The organism is Rhizobium sullae (genome assembly GCF_900169785.1).
Taxonomy (GTDB): Bacteria; Pseudomonadota; Alphaproteobacteria; order Rhizobiales; family Rhizobiaceae; genus Rhizobium; species Rhizobium sullae.
In genome coordinates, this window is sequence record NZ_FWER01000023.1 from 1 (window position 1) to 17,451 (window position 17,451).

General features: G+C 57.5%; 18 protein-coding genes and 2 pseudogenes. 10 read left to right on the top strand and 10 right to left on the bottom strand.

Features of this window, described 5'->3' with window-relative positions; genetic code table 11:
- Positions 1-255: 255 nt before the first annotated feature.
- Positions 256-489, bottom strand: coding sequence for a helix-turn-helix domain-containing protein (locus BN1800_RS43960; protein WP_087000565.1), 234 nt, complete (start codon positions 487-489; stop codon positions 256-258).
- 254 nt (positions 490-743) lie between these two features.
- Here BN1800_RS43960 and BN1800_RS43965 point away from each other — a divergent pair.
- Positions 744-854: pseudogene (locus BN1800_RS43965) on the top strand (IS630 family transposase); the annotation flags it as partial.
- A gap of 12 nt (positions 855-866) precedes the next feature.
- On the opposite strand, the gene BN1800_RS20425 reads toward BN1800_RS43965, so the two are convergent.
- Complete coding sequence (locus BN1800_RS20425) at positions 867-1,568, bottom strand: hypothetical protein (protein ID WP_087000568.1); 702 nt, start codon at positions 1,566-1,568, stop codon at positions 867-869.
- A 318-nt stretch (positions 1,569-1,886) separates the two neighbouring features.
- On the opposite strand from BN1800_RS20425, the gene BN1800_RS20430 reads away from it, so the two are divergent.
- The 3 genes from BN1800_RS20430 to BN1800_RS20440 are packed head-to-tail and all read left to right on the top strand — an operon-like array spanning position 1,887 to position 4,384.
- Positions 1,887-2,807 (top strand): glycosyltransferase family 8 protein, encoded by a 921-nt coding sequence (locus BN1800_RS20430; protein WP_087000570.1) that lies wholly within the window; start codon positions 1,887-1,889, stop codon positions 2,805-2,807.
- Complete coding sequence (locus tag BN1800_RS20435) at positions 2,776-3,639, top strand: hypothetical protein (protein ID WP_087000572.1); 864 nt, start codon at positions 2,776-2,778, stop codon at positions 3,637-3,639. Before BN1800_RS20430 ends, BN1800_RS20435 begins: the two co-directional genes overlap by 32 nt.
- 58 nt (positions 3,640-3,697) lie before the next feature.
- Positions 3,698-4,384 carry a glycosyltransferase gene (locus BN1800_RS20440; RefSeq protein ID WP_087000574.1) on the top strand — a complete coding sequence of 229 codons (687 nt, stop codon included), beginning with the start codon at positions 3,698-3,700 and terminating at the stop codon, positions 4,382-4,384.
- A gap of 60 nt (positions 4,385-4,444) precedes the next feature.
- Here BN1800_RS20440 and BN1800_RS20445 read toward each other — a convergent pair whose 3' ends face one another.
- Together BN1800_RS20445 and BN1800_RS20450 are read right to left on the bottom strand one after the other, a co-directional pair.
- Positions 4,445-5,203, bottom strand: a complete 759-nt coding sequence (locus tag BN1800_RS20445) for a membrane-anchored protein (protein ID WP_244564571.1) — start codon at positions 5,201-5,203, stop codon at positions 4,445-4,447.
- 86 nt (positions 5,204-5,289) lie between these two features.
- A pseudogene (locus BN1800_RS20450) lies at positions 5,290-5,786 on the bottom strand (plasmid partitioning protein); the annotation flags it as partial.
- 345 nt (positions 5,787-6,131) lie between these two features.
- Here BN1800_RS20450 and BN1800_RS20455 point away from each other — a divergent pair.
- From BN1800_RS20455 to BN1800_RS20465, 3 genes are all read left to right on the top strand, one after another.
- Positions 6,132-7,121 carry a methyltransferase gene (locus tag BN1800_RS20455; RefSeq protein ID WP_087000576.1) on the top strand — a complete coding sequence of 330 codons (990 nt, stop codon included), beginning with the start codon at positions 6,132-6,134 and terminating at the stop codon, positions 7,119-7,121.
- A 278-nt stretch (positions 7,122-7,399) separates the two neighbouring features.
- Positions 7,400-7,771, top strand: a complete 372-nt coding sequence (locus BN1800_RS20460; protein ID WP_087000578.1) for a type II toxin-antitoxin system RelE/ParE family toxin — start codon at positions 7,400-7,402, stop codon at positions 7,769-7,771.
- The gene (locus BN1800_RS20465) at positions 7,764-8,144 is read left to right on the top strand and encodes an XRE family transcriptional regulator (protein ID WP_087000580.1); all 381 of its coding nucleotides are present in this window, start codon (positions 7,764-7,766) and stop codon (positions 8,142-8,144) included. The genes BN1800_RS20460 and BN1800_RS20465 overlap by 8 nt, the downstream gene beginning before the upstream one ends.
- Positions 8,145-8,908: 764 nt before the next feature.
- Here BN1800_RS20465 and BN1800_RS20470 read toward each other — a convergent pair.
- The 4 genes from BN1800_RS20470 to BN1800_RS20485 all read right to left on the bottom strand — a co-directional run bounded on the left by BN1800_RS20470 (position 8,909) and on the right by BN1800_RS20485 (position 12,715).
- Positions 8,909-9,328, bottom strand: coding sequence for an organic hydroperoxide resistance protein (locus BN1800_RS20470; RefSeq protein ID WP_087000582.1), 420 nt, complete (start codon positions 9,326-9,328; stop codon positions 8,909-8,911).
- A 160-nt stretch (positions 9,329-9,488) separates the two neighbouring features.
- Complete coding sequence (locus BN1800_RS20475) at positions 9,489-10,793, bottom strand: ATP-binding protein (RefSeq protein WP_244564572.1); 1,305 nt, start codon at positions 10,791-10,793, stop codon at positions 9,489-9,491.
- Positions 10,794-10,804: 11 nt separating this feature from the next.
- Positions 10,805-11,545, bottom strand: a complete 741-nt coding sequence (locus tag BN1800_RS20480; protein WP_027513024.1) for a response regulator — start codon at positions 11,543-11,545, stop codon at positions 10,805-10,807.
- A gap of 117 nt (positions 11,546-11,662) precedes the next feature.
- The gene (locus BN1800_RS20485; RefSeq protein ID WP_087000586.1) at positions 11,663-12,715 is read right to left on the bottom strand and encodes an alpha/beta fold hydrolase; all 1,053 of its coding nucleotides are present in this window, start codon (positions 12,713-12,715) and stop codon (positions 11,663-11,665) included.
- 330 nt (positions 12,716-13,045) lie between these two features.
- On the opposite strand from BN1800_RS20485, the gene BN1800_RS20490 reads away from it, so the two are divergent.
- Both BN1800_RS20490 and BN1800_RS20495 read left to right on the top strand, forming a co-directional pair.
- Positions 13,046-14,821 carry a cytochrome c biogenesis protein DipZ gene (locus tag BN1800_RS20490; RefSeq protein WP_179213840.1) on the top strand — a complete coding sequence of 592 codons (1,776 nt, stop codon included), beginning with the start codon at positions 13,046-13,048 and terminating at the stop codon, positions 14,819-14,821.
- A 45-nt stretch (positions 14,822-14,866) separates the two neighbouring features.
- Positions 14,867-15,625 (top strand): alpha/beta fold hydrolase, encoded by a 759-nt coding sequence (locus BN1800_RS20495; RefSeq protein WP_087000588.1) that lies wholly within the window; start codon positions 14,867-14,869, stop codon positions 15,623-15,625.
- Positions 15,626-15,817: 192 nt separating this feature from the next.
- Here BN1800_RS20495 and BN1800_RS20500 read toward each other — a convergent pair whose 3' ends face one another.
- Together BN1800_RS20500 and BN1800_RS20505 are read right to left on the bottom strand one after the other, a co-directional pair.
- Complete coding sequence (locus BN1800_RS20500) at positions 15,818-16,120, bottom strand: helix-turn-helix domain-containing protein (RefSeq protein ID WP_027513020.1); 303 nt, start codon at positions 16,118-16,120, stop codon at positions 15,818-15,820.
- Positions 16,104-16,487, bottom strand: a complete 384-nt coding sequence (locus BN1800_RS20505) for a type II toxin-antitoxin system RelE/ParE family toxin (protein ID WP_280173965.1) — start codon at positions 16,485-16,487, stop codon at positions 16,104-16,106. Before BN1800_RS20505 ends, BN1800_RS20500 begins: the two co-directional genes overlap by 17 nt.
- 216 nt (positions 16,488-16,703) lie before the next feature.
- On the opposite strand from BN1800_RS20505, the gene BN1800_RS20510 reads away from it, so the two are divergent.
- Positions 16,704-17,417, top strand: coding sequence for an LssY C-terminal domain-containing protein (locus BN1800_RS20510; protein WP_087000592.1), 714 nt, complete (start codon positions 16,704-16,706; stop codon positions 17,415-17,417).
- Positions 17,418-17,451 lie beyond the last annotated feature (34 nt).

Genomic DNA, 17,451 nt, shown 5'->3' on the forward strand with positions numbered 1-17,451 from the left:
CCAACCATCACTAACCCTCCTGCCGTTCCAACAGAAGCAATATATAATGAGGCTTACTTCAGTTCCAGGTGACTAGAGGGCGTCCGTTGAACACGGAATCGGAATTGAGACGACGGTCGCTGTTTGCCGTGATTCCCTGCCTTCGAATCAGGGAGTTAGGAATGTCTCGCAGCCCTGTTCCGACGGCTTCTGCAGACGGTGTCTGCACGCTCGGCGGCAGCGTGGGCACAATGGATTGTCCTCACTGAGAGACCCCTACCCCGCCGATGCTCGTTCGACGTAGCGTAAAATTCTGGTCACGGTCGATCGACTAACGCCTGCCTCTCGGGCGATACAATCGGTTGTCTTACCTTCCGCCTTTAGCCGCAACACGTCCTCGGATTTGTGTCTCATGGCGCATGCTGACGAATCGTGTGCCGCCATCATGCCGAAGGAGATGGCATTTTTGATCGCTGAGGCTTCGCAATATTCGGTATCGGCAAGCGCCATAACACGCTCCCTTGCAATCACTGGAACGTCAGAATGACGTCAATGTTGCTGCGAGTAAATTCAGACCTTAGCGGTATCTGATTCAAGCTTTATTCGGTACGGGCGATGAGGTGTGCATACCGCTCTCGTTCGAGCAAGGGGGTTGATTTTAGCGAATTGGCGCGTATGCCGGCTCTCAGTACATGAAAGCCATTCGGCATCGTTATGTGAATGGCGAGCAGAATAATTTCAACGAGATCGGTATGTTCACTTGCGCCGCGCGCTCCGTCGAAGCCTTGTCGGATACTGTCGGCAAAATCATTGCGCTCTTCAAACCACAGGAATGTGCCGACTACTTCGCGGCAGCCACATATGACCCCGATTAAGATGGACGCGCTCTAGCGTGGCGGTGAAAGTTCGGTCGCGTTCTGAATGAGCGTCATCCCTGTAATCTCCGAAAGCTCAGCCTCCGTCGTAAAAAGGTTTGGATACGCGCTGAGTTTCGTGAGCGCGTAGATATCCTCGTCAATCTGCTTGCGCGTTTTTCCGACCTCATTGTACGAGTGCCCCATTTTTGTAACAGACATTCCCGAAACGACAATGCTGGGAGCGCCCAGAAAAAGGCCATAACAGATGGCCGCCACACCATTTGTAGCCTTCCCTATTTTGCCGATGCCTTCAGGGATCGGCCCGACAATCTCGTTCATAATCGCGTTCCGCTCATCCTTTGTAAGTTTCTGCAGGGTGCCGACACGGACATGCGGCTTCAACAACAGTTGAAGCCGCATGATCGCCGTCGGTGCGGTGTGAAACCAAACTAAACCGCGGGTATTAAGCCTCGGATGCTCCAGCCAGGACTTTCGTCGCTTGCGAATCGTCAGGTCGGCTCGGCCGAAACCAAGCATTTCAGCTGTGCGGCCGGAATTGTTGACGTCCACACGTGCACAGAGTTCTATGAAATCGTCGGTAATCGTTGGATTTGGGGCGGACCCAAAAATCAGCCACGGCCTGTGCCGAATTCCGAGCTTGTCGAGCCAAGCGGTGTGCCGCCGCTTTAGTTCTCGAAGGCGCTGTTCCGTTACAAAATGGTGCCGCGTCATTTCTGTTCAGATTCGCAGAGTTACGGTTTCAGTTAAAGAGACTCGCGATTGCGAGTGATCATGTCAATCGCCGCTCAGCCTGGCGCCAGATTCATCGACATTGCGCGCAGCCGGCAGCTCCGCCAGTTCAGAAAATGCGGCTAATAGTTGAAAACTCCTATCTAAATTTTTATTTCGCCGTCCCTTGAAAGAACCAGATTGCTTTTTGGTATTGTTCGAGGCGGTTGCATTAGACTATGCTGCATCTTCGCAAACGTGCGCGCTCGCTCTGATCAACGACGCAAACTTTGAGATTTGAACCGGCAATGAGACGTGTGAATGGGTAGGACCGCCGTTTATACATTCACGGATAAGTACATGCTGCCTGCTGCTTGTTGCGCGCTTCTGTCAGTCGCACGGCACTCGCGCGATCGCGATTTGGGGCAGGTGATTGTCGGGATCGATCTTTCGCCGGAACATAAAGCCTCAGTTGCGGCATTCAACGCAAGACATGGCAGCAGCATCACAATCGTCGATTTCACCTTGCCGACGGACCTTCCTGAGGCAAGCGGGCGTTGGACGAAAGCGACCCTTGCACGTCTCTATATCGATGAAATCATTGATGAATCCATCGATCGCGTCCTGTACATCGACGCGGACGTATTAGTGGTCGATCCTATCGACGCAATATTTCAGTCGGATCTTCGCGGCAATGTAATTGGCGCCGTGGACGATTACGTCACTGCTTTTCCTGACAAAGCCAAAAAACGAGAGTTGAAGCTTGGTCTCAAACATGGACCACGATACTTCAACGCCGGGGTTATTCTTCTTGACAGTACGGCCGTTCGCACCACGGGGCTCTTCAAGAGAGCCCGAGAACTACTGCAATCCGGAGAACGTTACGATGCGAACGATCAGGATGTACTTAACATTGCTTTTCAGGGAGCATGGGAACCATTAAACCCTCGGTGGAACGTGCAGACAGGCATCATGCCATTCGTCCGCGACCCGGTGATCGTTCATTTCACCGGACGCCGAAAGCCTTGGCAATCCTCGATCCGATGGATGCACACTCCCTACGCCTACGAATATCGGCAGATGCTACTCCAAACATCTTGGGCAGAATTTGTGAAGGAACGCCGCGTGCAACGGAAAATCGCCGATCTGCTTCTTTCCTTGGGTGGATACCTCGGCGGCGTTTACCGCGCAGGAAAAGTTAAGGCATATTTTGGCGATCAACGACGTTTGCCCGATGCCTGACAGCTTTCCAGACCTGTATAACACCCAAAGCAACGAAGCTTGGCGGGACTTCTTCGAGAAGCATCCGCACATCGTTTTGGTCGCAAATAGTGACGTCCTCGATCCCCGTTTGATCCGCTCGCATGTGCCGGACGACACCTTGTTTATCTTCTTCAACAAAGCCTACAAAGTCCTGCACGAGAATTTCGCCGGACGTTCGATGCTCGTTGCCCGCAGTGGATCGATGGGAGCAAACATCGTGCACCGACATGAGGTCGACGATGTCTTGCGATATTTCTCGAAATGTGAGTTCGCAGGAATACTCAACATCCGGACGGCAGCCGACGAGCGCTTCAGTCCCGCCTCAAACTTCAACGGCGCCAAGGTGTTACACGCGGATCTTGAACCCCTGCTATCGACCAAATACCCGCCGAACAAAATACCGACGAGCGGGTTTGCGTTGATCATCTGGATGAGAGAACTCCAGATAAAATCCCAAATTGTCTTGGCCGGTTTCTCAGGGCGACGAAGCCCGCGATGGAAGGTCTTTGATGTCCACGACTGGACGTTCGAGAGAGCCTATCTACGGCTTCTGGCCGAACGTAAGTTCATTACGAATTTCGGCCAATTGACATCGGCGCGGTTCGAAATTCTGAGCCAACAGTTTCAAGATGCGAGCGCAGCGGAAATTCAGTCGGCGATAAATGAAACACTTGCTGCGCGACTTGATGACGCTCTCGCACATATCGATAGTTTGATGTCGATTACCAAATGGCAAAGAGCATTGAATGCTGCGTTTCGACGAATTCGACCAAAAACCCGAAAGCAGCGCAGCCTGGATCGCAACAAATAAGCCGCTCACTTTCCGTGACTTGCCAAGCAACCAAGGGTCCCGAACGAGAGGAGAACACATGACGGAAGTCGTCAACATATATGTCGGTTTCGATTCGAAAGAAGTCGTCGCTCACCACGTGCTGTCGCAGAGCATTCTGGAGAGATCGAGTGTGCCGGTTCGTATAACGGCGATCTATCTTCCAAACCTCGGCAAGGTCTTTACGAGAGAGCGCAACGCGCTGCAGTCGACGGAGTTCTCGTTCTCTCGTTTCCTAACGCCATACTTGAGTTCCTTTCAGGGATGGAGCCTCTTTATGGATTGCGACATGCTCGCGAGAGCAGATATCGCTGAATTATGGGCACTCAGAGATGACCGCTTCTCAGCCATGTGCGTCAAGCACGACTACCAGCCAAAAATAGAGACGAAGTTCCTGGGCCAAACGCAAACGAAATACGAAAAGAAAAACTGGTCCAGCTTGATCCTCTTCAACAATGCTCGGTGCAAAGCGCTAAGTCCCGAGTACGTGGATACCGCGACCGGCCTACAGTTACATCAGTTCAAATGGCTTGAAAGCGATGATCTGATCGGTGAACTGCCGGTCACATGGAATTATCTCGTGAATGAATACGACAAGAGAGATGATGCTAAAATTGTGCATTTCACGGACGGTGGCCCGTATTTCGACGAGTATAAGGATAATGACTACGCCGACGAGTGGTTTGCGACAAGAGATCGAATGCTCCATGTTCAGCAGCGAGTATGAGCGATCGTACTGACGGCTTCACCCGGAAGGGCCGTCTTCAAGAGACCTGCGTAGCCGTCGTCAGGTTCTCGGCACCGGTTGCCACAGGGGTAGACCGGTGGCCTCAGATACATTCGGATCAGCCGTGAAAATCGGCATCCCCAACTTAATCAATCGCCGGATCATGTTCATATCCGGCTCTGAATGTTTTCGTGCCAGTCCAACATGATTATACGCGTGTCCCGCTGATGATGGATCAATTCCCGACAAAATCACGGCAGACGCATTGCTATTGAGAGCGAGTAAAGCCGCGATAATGCCGTTCGAGTATTTCGTCGAGGCGTCGAGCTCGAAATTAAGAACTCCACTCACCTTCCGAACTAGTGAAACTCGCCTATAACGGTCGATAATCTCAAGATTGTCGCACCGGTAATCAAATGCTCGCAGACCCTGCTCGAGTTGGCGCCGGCCATGGCGCCAAAGCATAAGATAAAGAGTTCCAGTCTCCCTTCCCCTCAAAATCCGGCGGACTTCGCGAGCATTCGTATTAAGCCCTTCAATCTGGTTGTACTGCATGATCGTTATGTGTGGCTTGGCGACGCCCCATGATTCCACCGTATGTTGAGAACCATTGATCGTCACGATTCGATACGTGTCATCCATGTTGGCGGGCATGTTCGCCTGTGGCGCCGATCCGACGACCGCGACAATCTTGCCGATCAGTGTGGGATCAAATACAGGCTCAGGTCGCACTAACAGATATTTTATAAGCCGATAAATCCATTGCTTGGCACGGAACACCTGGCCGTGCTGGATGTTTTCCAAATCATCATTCTGCAAGCTCAATCACCCCAGATTGCCAAACCAGAAGTAGCGCGTTCATGCGCCGGTCCCGAAAATGCCGTCGTCATCGGTCACTATGCATGACCACACCCATTGACCTCGATGATGGCGCCGCGCTTCGGTAGGTTGTTCGACAGCCACTCCTGCTGAGCGCCGAGGAACGCTTCGACGCCCGTTGGTGTAGCGGCTATCCTCATCGGCCGGCGCGAAGAGGTCCTTCTGCCAGACGATGCCGTAGGCCTGGCGCAGATCGTCGCCGAAACTCGCGTCCTTGGCAAGCATGCGGGTCTTGGTGAGCGCTCTTGCGACCTCCCGCCACGAGGCCTGTTCCTGCTTCTTCGGCTTGTACTTTTCCAGACTTCGGCCTGCTTGTTGTGGCTCGCCGCCGCAATGGTGCGAAGCTGCTGCTCGGACGGCAAGTCGCCGCGTGCCATATGTTCGAGCATGGCGGGAAAGACGTTGGCGAGCAAACGCAGCCGACGGATCTGGCGAACCGAAAGAGCCAAGGCGGCTGCGACCGATTCCTCTGTCCAACCGAGCGCCACTAGGCGCTGGCACGCCATTGGTCGACGGGGTTGAGGTCTTAGGTTATGCGTCAAGTGTCCTGTTTGGTCGATCGTGTTGATTATATGAGCGTCTGCGTCACGAGGACCTCTCGACGTGTATCTTTTGGTCTCTTTGGCATCAGGTGTCAAATTCGAAAGAGAACTGGAGTGGGTTTCGCCAAGAATGTCGCAGAAGGGTGGATTGCCGTCGACGCTGAGTTTCTAACCGAAGACCGGATTGCACTATCTTCCGGAGCTATCGTGATAGCGCCTGAGCAAACCGACGCTTTCGACAACCACCTCGGTGATCCTCCAATTTGGGGAAGTGTTGCGCTCGCTTCGTTCTGATAAGCTGTCCGCACACAGTCGAGGAAAATGCCATGCCCAACCCCGTGCAACAGATCATGAGGTTAGGATTCGGGTTCGCCGTGTCACAGGGGTTGCGGGTCATTATCGAACTCCGCGTCCCCGATCTCCTGGCCGCCCGCGAGCAGTCGGTGGATGAGTTAGCGGCTGCCACTCAGGCAGATGCTGACGCGCTTTATCGTGTAATGCGACTTCTCGCGCCTGAAGGGGTGTTTAGGGAAGTATTGCCTCGTCATTTCGAGTTGACGGAGCTTGGCGCCTCGCTGCGCTCTGATCGGCCGGGTCCCGGTGACTTCGTCCGTATGATCAACAGCGAGGCTTATCTTGCCTTCGAGCAACTGCTGTATTCTGTCCGCACAGGAGAGCCAGCTTTCGACAAGGTGTTCGGGAGCCCAAGGTTTGACTGGCTGTCAGAGCACCCAGAGCAGGCTGCCTTGTTTCAGCGTGCCATGGTGGCCTTGAGCCAAGGCAGCAACGAGGCCGTGGCCGAAGCTTATGATTTCAGCCCGTTCACGCGGATCGTCGACGTTGGCGGCGGACATGGTCAGCTTCTCTCAGCGATCCTGGCCCGCAACCCCCATCTGAGCGGCGTGCTTTTCGATCTGCCTTCGGGCGTCGCGGCAGCACAGCAGGGTGCCGGAGGCAATCTGCCGCGCACCGAATTTATCGCAGGTGACTTCTTTGAGAGCGTCCCCAGTGGTGACGTCTACGTCGTCAAGAAGGTCGTTCACGATTGGGACGATGAGCCTGCCGCGGCGATCCTGCGAAATTGCCGCAAGGCTATGCTACCGGACGCGAAGGTGCTCGTGGCCGAGACGCTCGTGCCACCGGGTGACGAACCGAACCAGATCAAAGGAATCGACGTGGTCATGCTCGCCATCACCGGCGGCCTGGAGAGGACGGAGGCACAGTATGCAAGCCTGTTCGACGCCGCGGGGCTACGGCTTGAACGGGTGATTCAGACCCGGGGACCCATTTCCATCCTTGAGACATCTCCAGCCTAAGACAAATACGATCAATGCTACCGGAATGTGCGGGCAAGCGAGGCGCATCGCCTTGCGAGGGTCGCAGGCCTGATGTCGCGTCGGTCGCGATTGAGTGCCAGCGTCAGCCGGAGTCTCGGCCTGCGAACAACTTCTCTTCTTTCCCTCCTGATCCTTCCTGGTTTACAACCCCAGCCATATCGATCGGGCGTTGATCTACGACAAACGCAGGAACTGAAACCGCAGCACATACTCCCCCAACCTTAGAACCTTGACAGCATATAACTTCGAGATCATATATGACCGAAGATTGGACAGTTCAGCTCCACGACGAATTCGACCCGGAGTTTGCCGCGTTGCCGGAAGAGGTGCAGGACCAGATCTTCGTGGCATTGCCGCTCTTGAAGGCCTACGGTCCGCAGCTCGGACGACCCTATGCCGACACGCTCAAGGGCTCTGCCCATGCGAATATGAAGGAGTTGCGGTTCAAGGCGGCGGATGGGGTGTGGCGCCTTGCCTACGCTTTCGACCCCAAGCGTCGCGCCATACTTCTAGTCGCCGGCGACAAGTCCGGCGTCAGCCAGGCGCGGTTCTACAAAGTGATGATTGCGAAAGCCGACAAGAGATTTACGCAGCATCTCGAGGCAATGAAGGAGAAAAAGAATGGCTAGAACATTAGATGAGGTTCTTCAGAACCTCCCCGCGGAGCGCCGCGAGCGTCTCGAACGCCTCGGCAACGAGCGCCTAGAGGAATACCGCACACTTCAGGACCTCCGGAAAGCTCGAGACTTGACCCAGGTTCGCATGGCTGAAACGCTTGGCGTAAAACAGGAGAATATCTCGCGGCTGGAGAAGCGAAGCGATCTGCTGTTGTCGACCTTGCGCGGCTATGTAGGAGCCATGGGCGGCACGTTGGAACTCGTCGCCCGGTTTCCGGACCGGGAACCGGTGATCTTGTCGTCCTTATTTGACGATGACGCCGAACCAGCATCGAAACAAGTAACGCCGAGAGCTCGCGTTAAAAAACACCGCTCGGCGGCCTGAGTCGATCGGCCGTCTCGGGCTCATTTTTTTAATACGTCAGCACAATCGAGACAAAAAGGGCGCTCGACCCTTTCGGGGAGCGCCCTTTCAACCCGGACAGCATCGAACGCTCCAACCGGAGGTCAAGCAAGAGGCCGTCAAAACGGGAAGTGAGCTCTAAATGAGACCTGCATGGGCCGATTTCAAGTGGCACGAATCTTCAGCGATTGCTATCGCGCGAGCCATACTCGTAATTCGAAATCGGAGCCGGACAGAATGACATCACGCAGATCCATAGCCTAGCGGGTGATCGCGCGGGCGATTATTAAGGTTCTGCGGGCGCTCGGAATTAAACTAACGCCTAAAGTCGAGACGTTAGCCCACGATTAGCAAATGTGTATCAAGAGTGAGCGGGCGCGTCCGGGATTTCCTAAACAAGCGATAATCCCAGATAAGACGGCGGAGGGATGACTGAATTCACAGGTTTGAATTGTTGCAGCATCGACTTTGCCAGACGAATGACGGACCGCTGTCTGACGTAGACCTGTCAGCGGAAATCGCGCCTGTCAAAGACCACGCAAATGCAGCGGCGCGAAGCCCCGCTAGCGGCGAGGGCTCCTGCAAACCGTCATCGTAGACACAGGACGTAGCGAAGATAGCCGCGCTCAGATGCAGATTATCACGGGTTTCATTCGACCCTCCGGGACACGGCTTGAGCCATCTCCCATTCCTTTAGAGTTTGCGCTTTATCAAGCGCCAAGCCAGGGCACTGCAGTTCTTCGCATTTACGCGGCGATCTGCAGATCCACATGGATGTTGCCACGCGTTGCCTTAGAGTATGGGCAAGTCTGGTGGGCTTCCTCGACAAGCCCTCGGGCGAGTTCCGGCTCGATACCCGGCAGGCTGATTTTCAAGCGGGCCTGCAGGAGATAGGCGCCATCCGTAGTGCCGAGATCGATCTCCGCATCGACGGCCGCGTTCTCGGGAAGCCGGAGCTTGCGTTTTCCGGCGGCAAGGCCCATAGCGCCGATAAAGCAGGCCGACCAGCCGGCTGCGAAGAGCTGCTCGGGATTAGTGCCGGCGTGGGTACTGCCCGGAGGCGAAAGCTTGATGTCCAGTTGACTATCATCGCTGCGCGAGAACCCGTCGCGCCCGCCGGTGGTATGAGTCCTGCCGGTGTAGAGAACCTTGTCGATCTTCGTCATGGAGCATTCCTTTGTTTGTGTCGCTGTCTGCAACGTCTTCTGACAGGGAGTCGTTTGACGGATTGACGCGTCCGGCATGTTTCCGAAATCGGCGAAAGTGTAACAAAGCGCAGCAGCGGCCCGACCGACGTTTTTCCAAAAACGTCCGAAATTCCTGGAGTTAGCCGATGCTGACCTCGGCCGCCAGTCCGCCTCCGGCGCGATTGTAGAGCCTGACCGAGCCGCCGATCGTCGCGGCAAGCTGCTGGGCGATGGCAAGGCCCAGACCAGTTCCGCCGGTCTCGCGGTTGCGGGATTGCTCAAGGCGGAAAAAAGGCTGCATCGCAGCTTCGAGCATCTCTTCCGGAATGCCGGGTCCGCGATCCAGCACCGTGATGATGATATTGCGCTCGCCTTTTCGCTCCACGCTGATTTCGGCGGCACCGGCGAATTTCAGCGCATTGTCTATGAAGTTCGACAGGATGCGGCGTAACGCATGGGGCTTCGTCGTGGCCGTGCCTTGGACGGGGCCGGTGACGGTCACGGACTTTCCGGTATCCTGATAATCGTACGCAATGCTGTCGATGAACGACGCAAGCTCAATACGGGAGGTCTTCTCACCATTGCCATGCGAACTGCGCGCATAGGCTATGCCGTCCTCCACGAGCCGTTCTATCTCGCCAAGATCATGGAGGAGCTTATCCTTTTCGGGCGAGTCGTCCGCCATGTCGGCGCGCAGCCGCATGCGAGTGATCGGTGTCTGCAGATCGTGGGAGATCGCCGCGAGGATCTGTACCCGCTCTTCGAGGTAATGGGCAATGCGGTCGCGCATGGCATTGAACGCCCGCGCGGCATGGGCGACTTCGCGCGGCCCCGTTTCACTGAGCGGCGAGGCTTTCTTGTTCGGGTCGAGGGCATCAGCAGCGGCAGCGAGGTCGCCCAGCGGCCGGATCGCCTGGCGAACCGCAAGCCAGGTGCAGAGCACCAGAAGCGCCATCTGGACGGCGAGCACATAGGGCAGCCATTCGGCGATCGGCAGGACGCCGGTCGGCGTGACGTCGATGGTGAGTGGCGAGCCGTCGGAAAGCGTTAGATGGCCCTGCAGCCTTTTGGCGTCGCCGGGAATGGATTCGATGCGCAGCGGAAGCCGGTGCCCGACTGCCTCCTCGATCCTGCCGGCGATCTCGGTTGCCCGCCCGGACATGTCCGGCACTCCGGGAAGGCCCGGCCCGAGCACGACACGGTAATTGCCGCGGCTCAGGCGATCCAGCCAGTCAGCCCTTTCATTTGCCGGCAGACGGTCGAGGATCGCGATCGAGGTCGCAATGTCACTTTCGAGCGTACCGAGCATGACGGCCTTCGCCGACATGTAACGCTCGAGGAAGAGCACGCTAAAGGAAAGGCCGTAGGCGATCGTAAGACCGGTAAACAGGATGAGAAAAAGCCGGGCGCGGAGCGTGCTTGGCCACCCGCCGGGACGAGACATGCCGTCCGCCTTCATAGCTTGGGCTCCGCGATCTCGATCGGAACCGCAAAGACATACCCTTCGCTGCGCACCGTCTTGATATAGACCGGCTCACGCGCGGCGTCGCCGAGCCGCTGGCGCAGGCGGCTCACCAGGAGGTCGATCGAGCGGTCAAACAGGTCGGCATCACGGCCCTGGGTGAGGTTCAGGAGTTGGTCCCGGCTGAGGACGCGCTGCGGGTGGTCGATAAAGACGCGCAGCAGCCGGTATTCGGCGCCGCTCAGCGCAATCTCCGTTCCCTCCCTGTCAAGGAGATGCCGGCCGACCGTGTCGAGCCGCCATTCGCCGAACGCCAGTAATTGGCCTGCCTCGCTGATCTGCAGGTTCGGCGGCAGCATGCGGGTGCGCCGCAGCACCGCCTTGATGCGGGCCAGAAGTTCGCGTGCGGCAAACGGCTTAGGCAAATAGTCGTCGGCGCCCATTTCAAGCCCGATGATCCGGTCCATTTCGTCGCTGCGGGCCGTCAGCATCAGGATCGGCGTCGCCTTGTGCTTGCCGACCCGCAACTCCCTGCACAATACGAGCCCGTCATCGCCCGGCATCATCACGTCCAGCACAATCAGGTCGACCGCATTGGCATCGAGGAAACTGCGCATCTGGCGACCGTCCGCGGCGGCCGTCGCGCGAAGGCCGTTCTTCTTAAGATAGCTCGACACCAGTTCACGGATCTCGCGGTCGTCATCGACGATCAGGATATGGTCGACATGCTCCATCTTCGGACCCTCAAATCCTTTATCAGCTCCGGGCGAGATCGTAGCCCACTGCTTTTCTTAAACGCTGATCGGGCTGCCGCGAAGTGTGGAAATGCTCTGACGGCAACCAAGCGGGCTTCAGAAGCGATCGACATCCAGGATGGCCTGCGCGAAAGCCTGCGGCGCCTCCTGCGGCAGGTTGTGACCGATGCCGCCGGTAATGGTACGATGTTCATACTTGCCGGAGAACTTCTTCGCGTAAGCGGCCGGTTCGGGATGCGGCGCTCCATTGGCATCGCTTTCCAGGGTGATCGTCGGCACGGTGATGACCGGAAAGGCGGCGAGCTTCTTTTCCAGTTCGTCATATTTGGCCTCACCCTCGGCAAGTCCCAACCTCCAGCGATAATTGTGGATCGTGATCGCAACATGGTCCGGATTTTCGAAGGCCTGAGCCGAGCGGTCGAACGTCGCGTCGTCGAAACGCCACTGCGGCGAGGCGAGCTTCCAGATCAGTTTTGCAAAGTCATGCCTGTTGGCCTCGTAGCCGGCGCGGCCGCGTTCAGTGGCGAAATAGAACTGATACCACCAGGAAAGTTCGGCCTGCGGGGACAACGGCTTTTTGTTCGCTTCCTGGCTGCCGATCAGATAACCGCTGACGGAGACCATTGCCTTGCAGCGTTCCGGCCAGAGGGCCGCCATGATATTTGCCGTGCGGGCGCCCCAGTCGTAGCCGGCGATGACGGCGCGTTCGATCTTGAGCGCATCCATGAAGGCGATCATGTCGGCGGCGATTGCAGCCTGCTGGCCGTTGCGCGGCGTATCCTTGGAGAGGAACTGTGTGCTTCCGTAACCGCGCAGGTATGGCATAAGTACGCGATAGCCGGCCGATGCCAGTAGTGGCGCAACATCCACGAAACTAAAGATGTCATAAGGCCAGCCATGCAGCAGCAGGGCGACAGGGCCATCTGCCGGGCCAGCCTCGGCATAGCCGATATCAAGCATTCCGGTCCTGACCTGCTTCAATGTCTCGAAAGAGATATGCGTGCCGGCCTTGACGGCAGGCAGTACCGCCACGGGAACCTGGGGCGACTGAGCGCCAGCGGTCCTGCTGAGGCCAAATTCGACCGCTGCCACCGTCAGGGCGGCCATGCCAAAGAAACGACGGCGATGGTGATTGATCTCACTGGACATTGGCTTTCTCCGATTTGAGTTTGATGGCGGCAGAAAACGGCCGGCATGTATCCCCGATGTTTCGCGCATCGCGTCCTATTGCATGCGGATGTAGCATCAAGCCCTCCGGATACATTCCGATACAATTCACCTGCAGCCGGCACACCAGGACGGCAAGCTCCGCCGGCAATTTGTGTCGCACTGTAGCACCGGGCCGATTTCTACACTTCGGTACAATTCCCCTTAAACCGGACACATCCTGGATACGTCGCACCCGCCAGATTGGCCCCGTTGCTGGTCGAGCCGCATCGCCGTCCAGAGCCCGACATTTCGGTTTCAAAGGAAACGATGATGACGCTTCTTATCATTGCCTATCTCGGGGGAGCGCTGACCATTCTCAGCCCGTGCATCCTCCCTGTCCTTCCATTCGTCTTCGCCCGCGCTGGGCAACCTTTCGTCCGCAGCACGGTGCCGATGCTGATCGGCATGGCCGCCACCTTCTCGCTTGTTGCGACACTTGCCGCGGTCGGCGGCAGTTGGGCAATCCACGCCAATGAATACGGCCGCCTCGCCGCAATCGTGGTGCTTGCCATCTTTGGCGTCAGCCTTCTTTCGCCGCATGTGGCGAGCATCGTCACCCAGCCGGTGGTCGACTTCGGCAACAGGCTGCTGAACGCCTCGGGTAAGTCGGGTTCCGCACGGACTGCGGCAAGCTCGCTCGTGCTCGGTGTTGCGACCGGCCTGCTTTGGGCGCCTTGTGCAGGGCCGATCCTCGGCATCGTGCTCACGGGCGCTGCGCTGCAGGGCGCCAATCTTGAGACGACGTTCCTGCTGCTCGCCTATGCTGCTGGCGCGGCGACCTCGCTTGCAATCGCCCTTACTGCCGGCGGAAAGATCTTTGCCGGCATGAAACGGTCGCTCGGCGTCGGCGAGCGGATCCGCCAGGTTCTGGGCGCGGCCGTGCTGGCCGGCGTCGCCGCCATTGCGCTCGGCTTGGATACCGGCCTGCTGGCTCAGCTTTCCTATGCCAGCACCACCTCCTTCGAACAGGCCGTGCTCGACCGCCTGCATGCAAAGTCCACCGCCGATGCGCCATCCAAGGCCGCCAGCAATGACCGGACGATCGCAGCCGCCGATACGAAGCGGCCGTTCCGGAGCGACCTGCCCATCGAGGGCCCAGCGCCTTCCCTGGACGGCGCCGTCGAATGGCTGAACTCGCCGCCGCTTACGACAGAACAATTGCGCGGCAAGATCGTGCTTGTCGATTTTTGGACCTACTCCTGCATCAACTGCATCCGCACCACGCCATTTGTCCGTGCCTGGGCCGAGAAATATAAGGAGCAGGGCCTGGTGGTGATCGGCGTGCATGCCCCGGAATTTGCTTTTGAGAAGAAGATCGACAACGTCAGAAAGGCGGTCGACGACTTCAAGATCGCCTATCCCGTCGCGATAGACAACGACTACCGCATCTGGCGTGCCTTCGAAAACAGCTACTGGCCGGCCCATTACCTGATCGATGCCAAGGGCCAGATCCGCTACCACCACTTCGGCGAAGGCAACTACCGCCAGACCGAGCAGGCCATCCAGGATTTGCTGCGCGAAGCTGGAAGCGAGATGGCGGCCAGCGCACCGGTCAGCCCCAACGCGAAGGGCGCAGAAGCAAGCCCCGACCTTCGCAATGCCCGCTCCGGCGAGACCTATCTCGGCTACAAGCGCGCCACCAACTTTGCCTCCCCCGAAAACCTGCAAGCCGACGCCGCCCGCGACTACTCGGTCGCAGAGCCGAGCCTCAACGAATGGGGCCTCTCCGGCAGTTGGACCGTCGGTGCGGAACAGGCAACCCTCAACCAGCCGGACGGCCGCATCGCCTACCGGTTCAGCGCCCGCGACCTCCATCTCGTCCTCGGTCCGGGTCCGTCCGGCAAGCCGGTCCGCTTCCAGGTGACAATTGACGGCAAGGCTCCGGGAGCCGACCGCGGAGCCGATATCGATGCCAACGGCGACGGCACAGTGACTGCGACCAGACTCTACCAGCTCGTCCGCCAGTCCGGCGACGTGGAGGCGCGGAACTTCGAGATCCGTTTCCTCGATTCCGGGGTCGAAGCCTACGCTTTCACCTTCGGCTGACCATCCCATCCCTCATCCCTAACCTCAAACAACAGGAATAATCCCATGAATCGCCTCTATCTTTCCACTCTCGCCATCGCATTCGTCTCCAGCGTGATCCCATTCGCAGCCCAGGCCGCGGACGTGAAGAACATCGTCATCGTCCGCGGCGCATTGGCGGACGGCTCCAGTTGGCGCAAGGCGACCGAAATCCTCGAACGGCGCGGCTTCCATGTTACCATTGTCCAGGAACCGATCACCTCGCTCGCCGACGATATCGCCGCGACCAAACGGGTCCTCGACCTCCAGGACGGCCCGGCCCTGCTCGTCGGCCACAGCTATGGCGGCATGGTGATCACCGAAGCCGGCCATAACCCGAACGTCGCCGGTCTCGTCTATGTCGCCGCGTTCCAGCCGGACAAGGGCGAAAGCCTGCTCAGCCTCGCAAGCTCCAAGCCGGCCGGCGGCATGAACATCCGCGAGACGACGGACGGAAAGTATCTCTATCTTGATCCCGCCGCCTTCGCGAACGACTTTGCCGCCGACCTTCCGAAAGACGAAGCCGCGTTCCTGGCGAGATCACAGGTCTTCGCCTCCAAGGAAGCCTTCTCGGCCAAAGCCGGTGATCCCGCCTGGAAGACGAAGAAAAGCTGGTCGGTGGTCGCCACCGAGGACCGCGCCATCAATCCGGACCTCGAGCGTCAGATGGCGGAACGCGCTGGCAGCGAGGTGACCGAGATCAAGGCCAGCCATGCGGTCTTCGCCTCGCAGCCGGAAAAGGTTGCCGACGTCATCGAAAAAGCGGCGAATGAGGCTGGCAACTAACTGGCAGGCGGTCTCGTGCACGAAGCCTGCACGGGCCGCCGCCCCCTCTCGAGTGCCCCGACCAGTCAGCCACGAAATCCGGCTCTTGTGCCCAGTTGAGGTGTCACCGGCGCATGCTGGATTGAGATTATTCCATCTCCCAAATTGAAAATGCCCGCACAAGGCGGGCAAATCCTTCCGTGCAGCAAGCTGCTATCGCAGCACTTCCAGTCCTTTTCGTTCGACGAGATCAAGTATCTTGATGGCCGTGCTGCTGGGCTTCTTCGTTCCCTGTTCCCACGCGGCAACGGTGATCTTCTTGACGTTGATGAACTGGGCAAACACAGCCTGGCTGACCTTGTTTGCGTTTCGGATCTTCTTGATCTCCTCGGGCGTGTAGTCACGAAGAGGAGGGAGGCAAAGAGCGTCGAACTCCCTCATCGTCACATCGTCCACAAAGCCGGCTTCGTGCAGTCGCGCAGCAGACTTATGAACGTTCTTAAGGATCCTGCTCATCGCACTGAATCTCCAGTATCTGTTTCTTTTCAATCATTTCCGCGAGCTTTTTGTCGTCTGCAAGCATGTAGACATCACATAGCTTTCGAAGGGCTTCCTTCTCCTTCTTGGTGATATTTTCAGCCTCGTTCTTTGCGAAGCCGTGTACGAAAATGAGCCTGTCTGCTTGACGATGGCCGACGATAGTCCGATAGCTTCCACGCTTGCCGCGCCCCGGAGCTGCCACTCGCTTCTTGAGAAGAAAGCCGCCCAATCTGGCATCGACCAATCCAGCTTCGATCTCCTTGGCGGCCGCACACAGCATGGCGTCTGTCACGTCGTACTCATCGGCCCAGTCATCGAACTCCAAATCCTTAAAAACTCTCACTGACAATTTATATATTACTCCGTGATACAGATATCAAGTGAGATTTTCGGAAATCCCGAACCCGGGACGGCATCGCAGACGCAGCCGCTGGTTGATATTTGTCGGCAAACATAAATACTCCTTGAGCATTTTCAATCCCACGCAGTCTCTCACTTTCTGGATGCACCCTTTCCATTTTCGTCGTACCGTTGCGCAGGGACTTGGGGGCAAAATCCAATGCGTCATCGCACGAAAATTCGCAGGGCGCTGGGCGCCGCGATCGTCCTGCTATGCATATATTGGCTGCTTGCTTATTTTGTCGTTCCCGAGATCTGGATTTTTCGCGATGCCGACCGCGTTGCGAAGCTCGGCGACATGGTCACGACCACCGCGCAAGACATACCGGGCGATCCGATCAATGTCGGTCTCGTCGGTTCGAAGGAGGATGTGGTCCGTGCCTTTGCGGCCGCCGGGTGGGATCCTGCCGATAAAATCACCTTGCGCACATCGATCGATATTGGATTGAGCGTCGTGCTTGACCGGCCCGACCTCGACGCACCGGTCAGTCCGTTGTTTTTTGAGGGAAGAAAGCAGGACCTGGCCTTCGAGAAGCCTGTGGGCAAAAGCGCCGACGAGCGCAACCATGTTCGTTTCTGGCTGACGACGCAAACCGGGGAGGACAACCGTCCCTTATGGTTTGGCTCGGCAAGCTTTGATCGTGGCGTCGGTCTCAGTCACGACACCGGGCAGATTACGCATCACATCGGCCCGGATATCGACGCCGAGCGGAACCTGGTTATCGGCGATCTCCTCAAGACGAGCCAACTTCTGTCGAGCTATGAGATCGATGGCATCGGGGCGACAAGCACCGGTCGCAACGGAGGCGGCGATCCCTATTTCACCGACGGGAAGGCCCTCATCGGCGTGCTTCGGACGAAAAAAAGCGATTAATCATCGATGTCGTGACCATCCGTTTCTTGTCCGT